The organism is Burkholderia ubonensis (genome assembly GCF_902833085.1).
Classification (GTDB): Bacteria; Pseudomonadota; Gammaproteobacteria; order Burkholderiales; family Burkholderiaceae; genus Burkholderia; species Burkholderia ubonensis.
In genome coordinates this window covers 1-11,432 of record NZ_CADFEB010000002.1, presented here as the reverse complement: position 1 = coordinate 11,432, position 11,432 = coordinate 1, and the positions used below count along the sequence as shown (strand labels likewise).

Sequence of the window (11,432 nt, the reverse complement as noted above, 5' to 3'; positions counted from 1 at the left end):
TCAGGCCGCGCAGGTCGCGCGCGCGAGCGCGTCGCCCACCGCCTGCCGGTCGAGCGCGCGCATCCGCGCGCACACGTGCTGGTCGGGCCGCAGCAGGTAGAACGTGCCGGGCTGCGCGTCATAGCGCGCTGCGGCCAGCCCGTCGACGTCCTCCACGACGTCGACGCCCGGCACGTCGCGCGCCTGGCCCTTCGGCACGACGAGCACCGGCTTCACCGGCAGCGCATGGCCGGCGAGCGCTTGCGCGAGCGCGGCGGCGTCGCCGGGCAGGCCGAACAGCACGCCCGTGAAGCCGTCGCACAGATGCCGCAGCAGCCAGCCGGCCGCGCCGTGCGCCTGCACCGGCGCGTCGGCGGCCGCCGCGCCCGGACGCATCGCGCACGCGAACGCGTCGCCCTTGCGGTCGGGCGTGTTCAGCGGCGAATCGGCGAGTACCGCGGGCACCGACAGGCGCCCGCTGTTGACGAGCTTGCGCGCGAATTCGCAGTCGCGCGCAAGCTTCAGCGTCGCGTCGCGGAACACGCGGGACACGGGGCTCTTCGGCGTGATGAAATCGGTCGAGCGCGTCGAGTTGCGGATGTTCTCGTCGGCCGCGAACTCGCGTTCGCTCGCATACGTGTCGAGCAGGCGCTCGGCCGCGCGGCCGTCGAGCACGAGCTTCAGCTTCCACGCGAGGTTGTCGGCGTCCTGCACGCCGCTGTTCGCGCCGCGCGCGCCGAACGGCGACACGCCATGCGCCGAGTCGCCGGCGAACAGCACGCGGCCGTGGCGAAACGCATCCATCCGCTGGCAGCGGAACGTGTAGACGCTCACCCACTCCAGTTCGAACTCGACGTCCGCGCCGAGCAGCGCGCGCACGCGCGGGATCACGCGCTCCGGCTGCTTCTCCGCGACCGGATCGGCGTCCCAGCCGAGCTGGAAGTCGATGCGCCACACGTTGTCCGGCTGGCGGTGCAGCAGCACCGACTGGTTGCGGTGGAACGGCGGATCGAACCAGAACCAGCGCTCGGTCGGAAACTCCGCCTTCATCTTCACGTCGGCGATCAGGAAGCGATCCTTGAACGTGCGGCCGTGGCTCTCGAGCCCCATCATCGTGCGCACCGGGCTGCGCGAGCCGTCCGCCGCGATCACGTACCGCGCGCGCAGCGTCTCGACGCCTTCCGGCGTCTCGACCGTCAGTTCCGCGCCCGCGTCCGACTGCACGAGGCCCGTCACCTTGTGCTTCCAGCGGATGTCGAGATTCGGCAGCGCGAACGCGCGCTCGGCCAGATAGCCTTCCACGTAGTACTGCTGCAGGTTGATGAACGCCGGACGCGCATGCCCCGCCTCGGGCAGCAGGTCGAACGCATAGAGCTGCTCGTCCTGCAGGAACACCTTGCCGACGTGCCAGCTCACGCCCTTGTCGACGAAGCGCTCGCCGCAGCCGAGCCGGTCGAAGATCTCGAGCGTGCGCTTCGCGAAGCAGATTGCGCGCGAGCCGGTGGACAGCGTGTCGTCGTCGTCGAGCAGCACGACGGGCACGCCCTGCTGCGCGAGGTCGATCGCGGCGGACAGGCCGACCGGGCCCGCGCCGACGACGATCACCGGATGGATCGCCGCGTCGCTGTCGGCGCCGCGCTCCGCGCGCGGCCGGTACGCAAACTTCAGGGTCTGGTAATCGATGCTCATGGTCGCCATCCGTCCGCTCCACCCTGTCGCGCGGGCAACACCGTGCCCGCCTGCGACGTCCATTTCGTCTCACCCGCCACGTCTCGCTCCTTGCTTCCTGTTGAATCGGGGACAGGGCATCGTCCGACGACGCCCGAATGCTGTCTTTCTTGATCGACGACAAACTCAGGATTTACGAATAGTAAAACCAATTACGGATAGTGAAAACAACGTAAACCCTAAGCAACGACTGCCGGCGGGATAACCATATGAGCGAATCGCCAAGCCGAGCGCGGCGCGCGCTGCTACTATCGAGTGATGAGGCGGCCCGTTCGGCCGCCGTTTTTCCATGCTGACTTCCCCATGATTCCGCCTACCATTCCCGAGCTGGTCACCCGCGCCGGGCAGTTGCCGTTCCTGCGGGATCACGTTGCGCTCGCCGAGGGCGGCACCGCGTGCGCGCACCTGCCCGAGCTGACGCTGAACAGCGCGTACGAGCCGATCTACGACGTGACGATGCCGGGCGCACCGCAGTCGACGTCGTTCGCCGACGCGATCGAGCGCTACGGCGACGAACTCGGCTTCCAGGCGGTGACGCTGGCGACGGGCACCGCGCCCGATCCGTTCGATTCGGCCGCGGACGACCAGGCGCTGGTCGCGGTCGACCGCCTGTCGCGCGCGCTGCACGCGATCAACTTCTTCGGCGCGCAGCGCCACGGGCTGCTGTTCCTGCGCGTGCACGAGCGGCTGCTGAAGAGCGTGAAGTACGACCACGGCAAGCACTTCTCGTCGGTGCTGCAGCGCTTCGGGCTGCCGCCCGAGCGGGTCGTGATCGAGCTGCCGGCCGCCGCGGTCGCGCACAAGACCTTCCTCGGCTACCTGACGCGCAGCTACCAGCATCACGGCTTCAGGGTCGCGGACAAGCTGCCCGACCCGGGCCGCATCCTCGCGGTCGAATCGGACATGGCGCGGCCGGACTACATCAAGATGGACGCGGGCATCGCGTTGCGCGACGGGATGGTCAAGGCGCTCGTCGGGTATGCGCAGCGCGTGCGGATTCCGCTGATCTTCGACGGCGTCGTCGACGAGACGCAGTGCGAGCTGCTGCGCCAGCACGACGTGCGGTTCATGCAGGGGCCGGTGTTCGCGAAGGTGGTGTCAGCCTGAGGCGGCGGGTGACGGGTGGCGGGTTGTGGCCGCGCGGCGGCGTGCGTCAGTCCTCGCCGCCGTCGTCATGCTTCGGCAAGTCGTCGCCGATCTCGATGCCGGGAAACCGGCTGGCGTACCAGATATGCCACGCAGCGCGAATTCTCGACGGGTCGTCGAGCGTCGCGTAGTTGAGCTCGACCGTCCGCGGCGCATGGCGCAGCCGGTATTCGAGCTGCGCGCCGCAACGCCCGCAAAAGCGCCGCTCGCCCCACGCGCTCGACGCGTAGACGACCGGCTCGCCGCTCAGGTATTCGAACGCATCGAGCGGCAGCGACGCGGACGCGACCACCGCCGCCCCGGTCGTCTTCCGACATAGCCGGCAATGGCAGAAGCCGGCGTCGGTCGGGATGTGCTTGATCCGGTAACGGATCGCGCCGCAGGCACAGCCGCCTTCGAGCATTTCCGTGTGCGACATGGCGAACCTCGTCGTATTCGCGCGTCAGGCGACCGATGATGAGCGCCGTTCGGCGGATGCACAACCGGGAAGTGCCCAGGCAGCGTCAAGCAACCTGCCCGAGCCGCTGCGCCAGCGCCTTCAGGCGCGGCCCCACCTGCGACCGGAACACGCCCTCCCCCATCGACGACGCGGGCCCGCTGCAGCTCAGGATCAGCCAGCGCCCCTCGCGCGGCTCCCGAAACGGCACGGCCGCCGCGTTGACGTCCGCGTGCCACGCGCGGAACGAATAGCAGCAGCCGCCCGACGCGAACTCGGCCACCGCCTGCTGCGCGGCGCCGACGAGCGCGTCCGCGTCCGGCCCGGCGCCGGCCGCCCGGTGCAGCTCCGCGTACAGCGCGCGCCGCACGTCCTCCGGCTGCACCGCCAGATACGCGCGCCCCATCGAGCTCGTCAGCATCGACAGCCGCGAACCGGGCGCGAGCCCGAGCGTCAGCGCGGTCTCGCTGCGGATCGTCTCCAGATAGATCATGTCGAGCCCGTCGCGGCAGCCGAGCGACACCGCCGCGCCGATCTCGCGCGCGAGCGCCTGCATGTGCGGCCGCGCGAGGTCCAGCGTGCCCGCGCCGGACAGCAGCGCGAAGCCGAGCGACAGCACGCCCGCGTCGAGCGCATATTTGCCGAGCGTGTCGTCGTAGCGCAGGTAGCCGAGCACCGTCAGCGTATACGCGAGCCGGTTCACCGTCGCCTTCGGCAGGCCGGTGCGCTCGGCGAAATCACGGTTGCCGAGCATCGTCTCGCCGGGCCGGAACGCGCGCAGCAGGTCCAGGCCGCGCGCGAGCGCGACGACGAACTTGCGCTCGTCGATCGGTTGGTCGTCGATGGTTGAAAGCGTCATCCGGTGCTACACTGAGGTCGATTTGCAAAACATTGTTCCGCGCAGCGGAACGCAAGTCAAGTGAACCATAGGCATGGGATCAGGAGATGACACGATGAGCGCTGCAACTTTTCATTGGGACGATCCGCTGCTGCTCGACCAGCAGCTCACCGAGGACGAGCGGATGGTGCGCGACGCCGCGCGCGCATACGCGCAGGACAAGCTCGCGCCGCGCGTGACCGAGGCGTTCCGCCACGAACGCACGGACGTCGGGATCTTCCGTGAAATGGGCGAGCTCGGCCTGCTCGGGCCGACGATCCCCGAGCAGTACGGCGGCCCCGGCCTCAATTACGTGAGCTACGGCCTCATCGCGCGCGAGGTCGAGCGCGTCGATTCCGGCTACCGGTCGATGATGTCGGTGCAGTCGTCGCTCGTGATGGTGCCGATCTACGAGTTCGGCTCCGATGCGCAGAAGGAGCAATACCTGCCGAAGCTCGCGACCGGCGAATGGATCGGCTGCTTCGGCCTCACCGAGCCGAACCACGGCTCCGATCCGGGCAGCATGATCACGCGCGCGAAAAAGGTGCCCGGCGGCTATTCGCTGTCCGGCGCGAAGATGTGGATCACGAACTCGCCGATCGCCGACGTGTTCGTCGTCTGGGCGAAGCTCGAGGAAGACGGCCACGACACGATCCGCGGCTTCATCCTCGAGAAGGGCTGGAAGGGCCTGTCCGCGCCGGTGATCCACGGCAAGGTCGGGTTGCGCGCGTCGATCACCGGCGAAATCGTCCTCGACGACGTGTTCGTTCCCGAGGAAAACCGGCTGCCGCACGTCGGCGGCCTGCGCGGCCCGTTCACGTGCCTGAATTCCGCGCGCTACGGGATCGCCTGGGGCGCGCTCGGCGCCGCCGAGGCCTGCTGGCATACCGCGCGCCAGTACGTGCTCGACCGCAAGCAGTTCGGCCGGCCGCTCGCCGCGAACCAGCTGATCCAGAAGAAGCTCGCCGACATGCAGACCGAAATCACCCTCGGCCTGCAAGGCGTGCTGCGGCTCGGCCGCATGAAGGACGAAGGCACCGCGGCCGTCGAGATCACGTCGATCATGAAACGCAACTCGTGCGGCAAGGCGCTCGACATCGCGCGGCTCGCGCGCGACATGCTCGGCGGCAACGGCATCTCGGACGAGTTCTGCGTCGCGCGCCATCTCGTAAACCTCGAAGTGGTCAACACGTACGAAGGCACGCACGACATCCACGCGCTGATCCTCGGCCGCGCGCAGACGGGCATCCAGGCGTTCTTCTGAACGCGCCCGCCACCGCGTGGCCGGCGCGCGCATCACGGCGCGCCGCAAACGAAACGGCCTGCCCGGCGTCGATGCCGGGCAGGCCGTTTGTCCATGAGCGGAGCGGTTCCGTTCGCCGTGAGCCGGCGGGCGGACTGCCTGCAGCCGCGAGCGCGCGCCGCGCGATGCGGCGCGCCGTGCTCACTTGTTCGGCTGCGGCGTGAGACGCAGATACGGGCGCACCGCTTTGAAGCCCTTCGGGAAGCGCTGCTTCAGCTCTTCCGGATCCTGCAGCGACGGGACGATCACCACGTCGTCGCCGTCCTTCCAGTTGCCGGGCGTCGCGACCTTGTAGTTGTCGGTCAGCTGCAGCGAGTCGATCACGCGCAGCACTTCGTCGAAGTTGCGCCCGGTGCTCGCCGGATAAGTGATGATGAGCCGCACCTTCTTGTTCGGATCGATCACGAACAGCGAGCGCACGGTGAGCGTCTCGTTCGCGTTCGGATGAATCATGTCGTACAGCTCCGAAACCTTGCGATCCGCGTCCGCGATGATCGGGAAGCCGACGACCGTCGCCTGCGTGTCGTTGATGTCGTTGATCCAGCCCTGGTGCGATTCGACGCTGTCGACCGACAGCGCGATCACCTTCACGTTGCGCTTCTCGAATTCGCCCTTCAGCTTCGAGGTCAGCCCGAGTTCCGTCGTGCACACCGGCGTGTAGTCCGCCGGATGGGAAAACAGCACGCCCCAGCCGTTGCCCAGCCACTCGTGGAACTTGATGCGGCCGAGGCTCGAATCCTGTTCGAAATCCGGCGCGATGTCGCCAAGACGCAGACCCATGTTGTTCTCTCCTTGAACGATGCGTGGTGAACCCCGCGCCACTCGCGCGGGACAGTCGGGTAGCTTACGGGAAGCGGACAGCCATGCGAACGATTATTCCGTTCGATATTCATACATTTTTGTCATTTTTGTCCGGCGCGCGCCCTTGTCGGGAAACGTTTCCGCCCGTTTGCCGCTCCCCTTGAACATTACAAGTCGTTTACCATGTTGTCTTGCGCCACCGCGCCGCATCATCCCGGCTCGCCAGCAAGCAGGCGTTTCGCTACGATATGAACTGCAGCATGACAGCATGAAGGGAGTTGCAATGTCGGAAATCAACAAGGAGAAACTGATGTCGGATATCAAAACCGTTCTTGCGGACGCCGAAGACCTGCTCAAGCAAGCCGCGAGCAGCACGGGCGACCGTGCGGCCGAGCTGCGCGAGAAAGCGATGTCGCGCTTGAAGCAGGCCAAGGAAAAGGCAACCGACGTTCAGGTCGTCGTGGTCGAGAAAGGCAAGAAAGCCGCGCGCGCGACCGACGACTATGTGCATGAGCACCCGTGGACGTCGATCGGCATCGCGGCCGGTGTCGGCGTGCTGATCGGCCTGCTGGTCAACCGCAAGTAAACGCGCGGCCTGCACCAAACCGCCGGCGGGCCGCCCGACGCGGCTCGCGGGCGCCAAAGCCGAGACTGGCGACATGCCGGTCGGCTTTGCCTTAGCCGTTTTCTGCACGCGCAAGCACATCATTCATGACGACAGACACCACCTCGCAGTCATCCGGCCAGAGTCCGTTGCGTCGCCTCATCGGCTCCGTGATCGGATTGCTGCAAACGCGCCTCGAACTCGCGGGCATCGAGCTCGCCGAAGAGAAAGAGCGCCTGATGGGCGTGCTGTTCCTCGGGCTCATCGCAATGATGCTGGCGACGATGGCGCTCATCAGCCTGACCGTGCTCGTCGCAATCGCGTTCTGGGATACCTATCGCTGGCAATCGCTCGCGGTGGTCACCGCGCTGTACGCGATCGCCGGCGCCGCCTGCGCGCTGAAGGTGCGCGCGAGCCTGCGCAACGCGCCGGTCGTGTTCGAAGCCACGCTGGCCGAATTCGAGAAAGACCGCGAACTGTTCCGCGGCAAGTCGTGAGCGCGCACGCGTTCGTTTCCTTCACCCACTTCGCCGACGCGCCATGAGCCATAACGCCACAGGCAACCGATATCGCACGGCCTCGCCGCATTCGCGCTTGAATGCGGCACAGAACCGCGCGATCCGCAAGGAGTTGTTGATCCTGCGCTCCGAAGTCGAGCGCCTGGAACTCGCGGAGGCCGGCGCGGAAATACGGCAGGCCGTCACCCGCTTCCGCTGGCTCAAGCTGCTGGTGCCCGGGCTCGCGGGCGGCTCGCTCGGGCAATCCGCGAAGAACCTCAACGCGAGCATCGGCAACCTCGTCAACCAGTATCCGATGCTGAGCTCGCTTGTGTCGCTGGTGCTCGCGAAACCCGTGCGCTCGCTGCTGCGCGCGAGCGCGAGCCCGGTGCTGAAGTGGGGTTCGCTCGGCTTTGCCGCGTGGGAAATCTACCGGTTCTTCCAACAATCGCGCGAAGGAAGCGACGGCGAGACGACCGGCAACGATTGACGCACGGCTCGCGGCATCGCCAGCCGCCGCGCGTCGCCAGCGCGGCGACATGCGTGTCGCGTCACGTCATCGCACGCCCCAGCACATCGGCTCCCATTCACGCGCACCGTCCGGCAGCACGTTGCCTTTCGTCCCGTCCGAGCGCAACGTGAACGCCCCGCAGCGGTCATCGCGCATCGGCCCGTCGTCGAGCGGACGCGCGTCGAGTTCATAGGACACGAATGCGCCGTCGTCCGGGCGCCGGATCGCCAGCCGATAGACGGCCCGCCCGTCCGGCGGCGCATGCGCGAGTACGTCCGGCAACGTGGATGGCGGTGCGCCGTCGAGCGTCTCGAGATACTGCGCCGCCCGGTAAAGCGCGGTCACGGCTGAAGTACGATGCGCCTGCGCGGCCTGTTGACGGTATGACGGAACCGCCACGCCGGCCAGCACCGCGATGATCGCCAGCACGATCATCAATTCGAGCAACGTGAACCCGGCCCACCGGCGCATGCGTGCCCCCACGCTCATCGGGGCTGCGCGGCGACGCGACGCCATCGCTGCGCGACGATCCGGCCGTCGTGCATCACGACCTGCATCTGCAGCCAGACAGCGCTGGACGCATGCGCGCCGACGCCGCGAGCGGTGACGAGGTACGCACGACCGGCGGCGGGCCGTGCGATGTGCCACGCCTCGATCAGGCAACGCGCCGGCTGCGCGGCCACCGGCCATGCGGCAAACGGTGTGAATGCTTCGGGCATGTCCAGCGCGGGCATTCGCCGCCAAGCGTCAGGCTCGGCATGCGGCAGGCCCGCGCCCAGGTACGGCGCCGAGCCCTGACGCAAGCGCTCGACACACGCGGCAAGCGCAGCATCGGCCGCATGAAACGCGATCAGGCGGTCCGACAGCGCGCGCGTGCGGCGCGCCTCCGTCAATGCGGATTCGAACCACGTGCCCGTCAGCGCCGCAATCGCCGCACCGACCGCGACCACGGCCGGCAGCGCCATCCCTGCCTCGCGGCAAACGCGCTTAGGGTGCGTGTGCCCCGTCGCCCGTTGTTCGGCCCGGCTCAACGCGATGCTCCGGATGCGCGCCGCGTCTCGGCCCGGCGATCGTCGCGCTCGGCCGACGCATTCCTCAACGCCACGACACGATGCAGCGTCAACCGCGCGCGGCGATCCGGCGCGACGGCGGCACGGCCGTCGCAATCGACATGACTGACGCGCTCCCGCATCGGTTCGCCACGCGCCCGCACGCAGACATGCACGGCAATCACGTCGCGCCAGTCGTCCGCGCGCATCGCGCGGGCATCGACGAACCGCGTCTCGCCACGTCGCAGAAAGCGCAGTCGCAGCTGGTCGATTTCCGATACGACCGGCTGCGCGGTCCCCAGGCGCCCATTCCCTTCGCAATACAGTTCAGGCTCGCCCGTCGTCGGGCTGACGTGGGCGTCGAAGCGGTTCGACACGAGCGGGCGGTCCGCCGGCGCGCCGACGCCCTGCCCCAGGCAATCCGATACCTGGCCATTTGCCGTCGGCCACGTCGACACTGCGTCGCCGACATAGCGAACCAGCAGCGTGTCGGACGACGCAGGCGCCGGTTCGCAGCGCACTTGGGCATCTTCGCCGCGCGCGCGAGCCGATGCGCACCCGAACAGCGGCGGCAGCGGCGACGTCGACAGGTCGAGCGGTTGAAAGCCCGCCATCTGAATCTGCTGGCCGATCAGCGTCAATGCGGTGCTTGCGGCGTCGCGCATCCGAAACGCATCGTCGGCCCGGCGTTGCCCGACACGCTGCGCATGATGCAGTGCGCCGACTGCCGCGAGCACGAGCAGGCCGACCGACATCGCAATCAGCAATTCGAGGAGCGTATGCGCACGAGCTCGGCGATCAATATGCATTAGCCGGCACCTCGCGGAACGGGATCCGCACGCATGACGGCGAACGCGCCGATCGGCCGACCGTTTCGCATCCCGCGGCATCGCCGTCACGCCAGCCGACGGTCGCGAGCCGGGCGTCACCCGGCCCGCCATCGATCGTCATCACGCCATCCGGCAACGACGCGACGGCCAGCGCCGCGAGGCCCGCATCCGCGCCGGGCGCCGCGCGCGCGCTTTCGATGCGTGCATCGGCCAGCCACAACGCACGTTCGCGCCAGATCGTCGAGCGCTGCGCACGCGCCATCGCGAATTGGCCGCCGGCCACTGCGAGCATCATGACGGCGAGCAGCGCGACCGCCACCGCCGCCTCGATCAGCGACGCGCCGCGCATCGTGCGCCGCGCGCTCATCAGGCCGCCTTGCAACGACCGGCGACGACGCGCGCCCGGCCGCCCGCCGCGATCCGCACGCAACGCGACGCGCGTGGCGCATCGGCCTCGTGCGCGCTCAGGCGCGGGCGCAGTTCGAACCGCAGGATGCCGCCGATTGCCTGACCGGCCGGCGGCGCAAAGGCCAGCTCGTGCGCGACGCCCTCGACGATCACGTACGGATCGCGCGGATACCGCCGCAGCACCTGCGCCCGCTCGTCGAAATGTCCGCTCACGAGCCAGCCGCACGACCATTCGCCGTCATCGCAGCGCTGGCCGGGACGCACACAGGCGCCGTCGTTCCCGGCCCGGCAAAGCGTGACGCGCACGCCGAGGCGCACCGCTTCGACCCGCGCGAACGACAGCGCGCCGAGCAGCGCGCGCGAACGGGCGTCGACCCGCTCGCGCATCCGCCACTGCTCGAACGAAGGCGCCGCGTACAGGCCGAGCCCGGCCAGCATCGCGACCACGACCATCAGTTCGACGAGCGTGAATCCCCCCGCCCTCCATACTGCTCCGCTGCGCCACATCGCCATCCTCCGTCAACGTCATGCGACGACTGTAGCGGCGTGCGCGCTGGCGCACCATCTGCCGAACGGCCAGCTGGCGGCGCGCAGCCACACCCGCCACAATCGGCGCAGCGTGAACGACCAGGAGGGAATGCGATGAAACGATGCAGCGCGTCAGCGCTTACGCGGGGGCTTGGCAGCCGGAGAGGCGCGACGGAACTCTTCGATCACGTCGGCAAATTCGGACACGTCTTCGAACCGGCGATACACCGATGCAAAGCGCACATAGGCAATCGTATCGAGGCCGCGCAACTCGTTCATCACGAGTTCGCCGAGCTTCTCGCTACGCACTTCGCGCTCGCCTGTCGCGAGCAGCTGATATTCGATGCGGGCGACCGCCGCATCGATCGCGTCAGCCGCAACCGGCCGCTTGCGCAGCGCGAGTTGCATGCTGGCGACGATCTTGCGACGGTCGAATTCCGTGCGGCTGCCGTCCTTCTTCACGACGACCGGCAGGGCCAGCTCGACCCGCTCGTACGTCGTGAAACGCTTGTCGCAGGCCGAGCAGCGGCGGCGCCGGCGAATCGCGGCGCCGTCTTCGGACACGCGCGAATCCACCACCTGCGTGTCGTCGCTGCGGCAGAACGGGCAGCGCATGAGCGATCAGCGATAGACCGGGAAACGCTTGGTCAGCTCGGCCACCTGCGCGCGCACGCGCTCGATCGTCGCTGCATCTTCCGGGTTGTCGAGCACGTCGGCGATCAGGTTGCCGACCAG

General features: G+C 68.3%; 15 protein-coding genes. 5 read left to right on the top strand and 10 right to left on the bottom strand.

Features of this window, described 5'->3' with window-relative positions:
• Nucleotides 1-1,677: an FAD-dependent oxidoreductase gene (locus HWX31_RS03965; protein WP_174964789.1), complete on the bottom strand. Its 1,677-nt coding sequence runs from the start codon at nucleotides 1,675-1,677 to the stop codon at nucleotides 1-3.
• Between the two features lie 333 nt (nucleotides 1,678-2,010).
• Here HWX31_RS03965 and HWX31_RS03960 point away from each other — a divergent pair, with 333 nt between their 5' ends.
• The gene (locus tag HWX31_RS03960) at nucleotides 2,011-2,814 is read left to right on the top strand and encodes an EAL domain-containing protein (protein WP_059611268.1); all 804 of its coding nucleotides are present in this window, start codon (nucleotides 2,011-2,013) and stop codon (nucleotides 2,812-2,814) included.
• Nucleotides 2,815-2,860: 46 nt separating this feature from the next.
• Here HWX31_RS03960 and HWX31_RS03955 read toward each other — a convergent pair whose 3' ends face one another.
• Both HWX31_RS03955 and HWX31_RS03950 read right to left on the bottom strand, forming a co-directional pair.
• Complete coding sequence (locus HWX31_RS03955; protein WP_174964790.1) at nucleotides 2,861-3,271, bottom strand: GFA family protein; 411 nt, start codon at nucleotides 3,269-3,271, stop codon at nucleotides 2,861-2,863.
• An 85-nt stretch (nucleotides 3,272-3,356) separates the two neighbouring features.
• Nucleotides 3,357-4,148, bottom strand: a complete 792-nt coding sequence (locus HWX31_RS03950; RefSeq protein ID WP_174964791.1) for an IclR family transcriptional regulator — start codon at nucleotides 4,146-4,148, stop codon at nucleotides 3,357-3,359.
• Nucleotides 4,149-4,242: 94 nt separating this feature from the next.
• On the opposite strand from HWX31_RS03950, the gene HWX31_RS03945 reads away from it, so the two are divergent.
• Nucleotides 4,243-5,430: an acyl-CoA dehydrogenase gene (locus HWX31_RS03945; RefSeq protein WP_059611263.1), complete on the top strand. Its 1,188-nt coding sequence runs from the start codon at nucleotides 4,243-4,245 to the stop codon at nucleotides 5,428-5,430.
• Nucleotides 5,431-5,610: 180 nt separating this feature from the next.
• Here the strand turns inward: HWX31_RS03945 and HWX31_RS03940 are convergent, their stop codons facing one another.
• On the bottom strand, nucleotides 5,611-6,249 hold the full coding sequence (locus HWX31_RS03940) for a peroxiredoxin (RefSeq protein WP_059611261.1): 639 nt from the start codon (nucleotides 6,247-6,249) through the stop codon (nucleotides 5,611-5,613).
• Nucleotides 6,250-6,553: 304 nt separating this feature from the next.
• Between HWX31_RS03940 and HWX31_RS03935 the strand changes: the two genes are divergently transcribed.
• The 3 genes from HWX31_RS03935 to HWX31_RS03925 all read left to right on the top strand — a co-directional run bounded on the left by HWX31_RS03935 (nucleotide 6,554) and on the right by HWX31_RS03925 (nucleotide 7,861).
• On the top strand, nucleotides 6,554-6,856 hold the full coding sequence (locus HWX31_RS03935) for an ElaB/YgaM/YqjD family protein (protein ID WP_010091502.1): 303 nt from the start codon (nucleotides 6,554-6,556) through the stop codon (nucleotides 6,854-6,856).
• A gap of 125 nt (nucleotides 6,857-6,981) precedes the next feature.
• On the top strand, nucleotides 6,982-7,371 hold the full coding sequence (locus HWX31_RS03930) for a phage holin family protein (RefSeq protein WP_174964792.1): 390 nt from the start codon (nucleotides 6,982-6,984) through the stop codon (nucleotides 7,369-7,371).
• A gap of 43 nt (nucleotides 7,372-7,414) precedes the next feature.
• Nucleotides 7,415-7,861 (top strand): DUF3318 domain-containing protein, encoded by a 447-nt coding sequence (locus HWX31_RS03925; RefSeq protein WP_059616944.1) that lies wholly within the window; start codon nucleotides 7,415-7,417, stop codon nucleotides 7,859-7,861.
• Between the two features lie 66 nt (nucleotides 7,862-7,927).
• Here HWX31_RS03925 and HWX31_RS03920 read toward each other — a convergent pair whose 3' ends face one another.
• The 6 genes from HWX31_RS03920 to nrdR form a co-directional block, all read right to left on the bottom strand.
• On the bottom strand, nucleotides 7,928-8,353 hold the full coding sequence (locus HWX31_RS03920) for a type IV pilin protein (protein WP_174964798.1): 426 nt from the start codon (nucleotides 8,351-8,353) through the stop codon (nucleotides 7,928-7,930).
• 14 nt (nucleotides 8,354-8,367) lie between these two features.
• A complete protein-coding gene (locus HWX31_RS03915; RefSeq protein ID WP_174964793.1) occupies nucleotides 8,368-8,847 on the bottom strand; it encodes a hypothetical protein in 480 nt (159 codons plus the stop codon).
• Nucleotides 8,848-8,909: 62 nt separating this feature from the next.
• A complete protein-coding gene (locus HWX31_RS03910) occupies nucleotides 8,910-9,740 on the bottom strand; it encodes a PilW family protein (protein WP_174964794.1) in 831 nt (276 codons plus the stop codon).
• Nucleotides 9,730-10,128, bottom strand: coding sequence for a hypothetical protein (locus HWX31_RS03905; RefSeq protein WP_174964795.1), 399 nt, complete (start codon nucleotides 10,126-10,128; stop codon nucleotides 9,730-9,732). The genes HWX31_RS03910 and HWX31_RS03905 overlap by 11 nt, the downstream gene beginning before the upstream one ends.
• Nucleotides 10,128-10,676 carry a GspH/FimT family pseudopilin gene (locus HWX31_RS03900; protein ID WP_244143651.1) on the bottom strand — a complete coding sequence of 183 codons (549 nt, stop codon included), beginning with the start codon at nucleotides 10,674-10,676 and terminating at the stop codon, nucleotides 10,128-10,130. Before HWX31_RS03900 ends, HWX31_RS03905 begins: the two co-directional genes overlap by 1 nt.
• A gap of 153 nt (nucleotides 10,677-10,829) precedes the next feature.
• Nucleotides 10,830-11,312: a transcriptional regulator NrdR gene (nrdR, locus tag HWX31_RS03895; RefSeq protein ID WP_010091494.1), complete on the bottom strand. Its 483-nt coding sequence runs from the start codon at nucleotides 11,310-11,312 to the stop codon at nucleotides 10,830-10,832.
• Between the last annotated feature and the right edge of the window lie 120 nt (nucleotides 11,313-11,432).

Coding starts and splice junctions, on each gene's coding strand:
- HWX31_RS03965 (WP_174964789.1), bottom strand. CDS start 1,677: ATGGCGACCATGAGCATCGATTACCAGACCCTGAAGTTTGCGTACCGG.
- HWX31_RS03960 (WP_059611268.1), top strand. CDS start 2,011: ATGATTCCGCCTACCATTCCCGAGCTGGTCACCCGCGCCGGGCAGTTG.
- HWX31_RS03955 (WP_174964790.1), bottom strand. CDS start 3,271: ATGTCGCACACGGAAATGCTCGAAGGCGGCTGTGCCTGCGGCGCGATC.
- HWX31_RS03950 (WP_174964791.1), bottom strand. CDS start 4,148: ATGACGCTTTCAACCATCGACGACCAACCGATCGACGAGCGCAAGTTC.
- HWX31_RS03945 (WP_059611263.1), top strand. CDS start 4,243: ATGAGCGCTGCAACTTTTCATTGGGACGATCCGCTGCTGCTCGACCAG.
- HWX31_RS03940 (WP_059611261.1), bottom strand. CDS start 6,249: ATGGGTCTGCGTCTTGGCGACATCGCGCCGGATTTCGAACAGGATTCG.
- HWX31_RS03935 (WP_010091502.1), top strand. CDS start 6,554: ATGTCGGAAATCAACAAGGAGAAACTGATGTCGGATATCAAAACCGTT.
- HWX31_RS03930 (WP_174964792.1), top strand. CDS start 6,982: ATGACGACAGACACCACCTCGCAGTCATCCGGCCAGAGTCCGTTGCGT.
- HWX31_RS03925 (WP_059616944.1), top strand. CDS start 7,415: ATGAGCCATAACGCCACAGGCAACCGATATCGCACGGCCTCGCCGCAT.
- HWX31_RS03920 (WP_174964798.1), bottom strand. CDS start 8,353: ATGCGCCGGTGGGCCGGGTTCACGTTGCTCGAATTGATGATCGTGCTG.
- HWX31_RS03915 (WP_174964793.1), bottom strand. CDS start 8,847: ATGGCGCTGCCGGCCGTGGTCGCGGTCGGTGCGGCGATTGCGGCGCTG.
- HWX31_RS03910 (WP_174964794.1), bottom strand. CDS start 9,740: ATGCATATTGATCGCCGAGCTCGTGCGCATACGCTCCTCGAATTGCTG.
- HWX31_RS03905 (WP_174964795.1), bottom strand. CDS start 10,128: ATGAGCGCGCGGCGCACGATGCGCGGCGCGTCGCTGATCGAGGCGGCG.
- HWX31_RS03900 (WP_244143651.1), bottom strand. CDS start 10,676: ATGTGGCGCAGCGGAGCAGTATGGAGGGCGGGGGGATTCACGCTCGTC.
- nrdR (WP_010091494.1), bottom strand. CDS start 11,312: ATGCGCTGCCCGTTCTGCCGCAGCGACGACACGCAGGTGGTGGATTCG.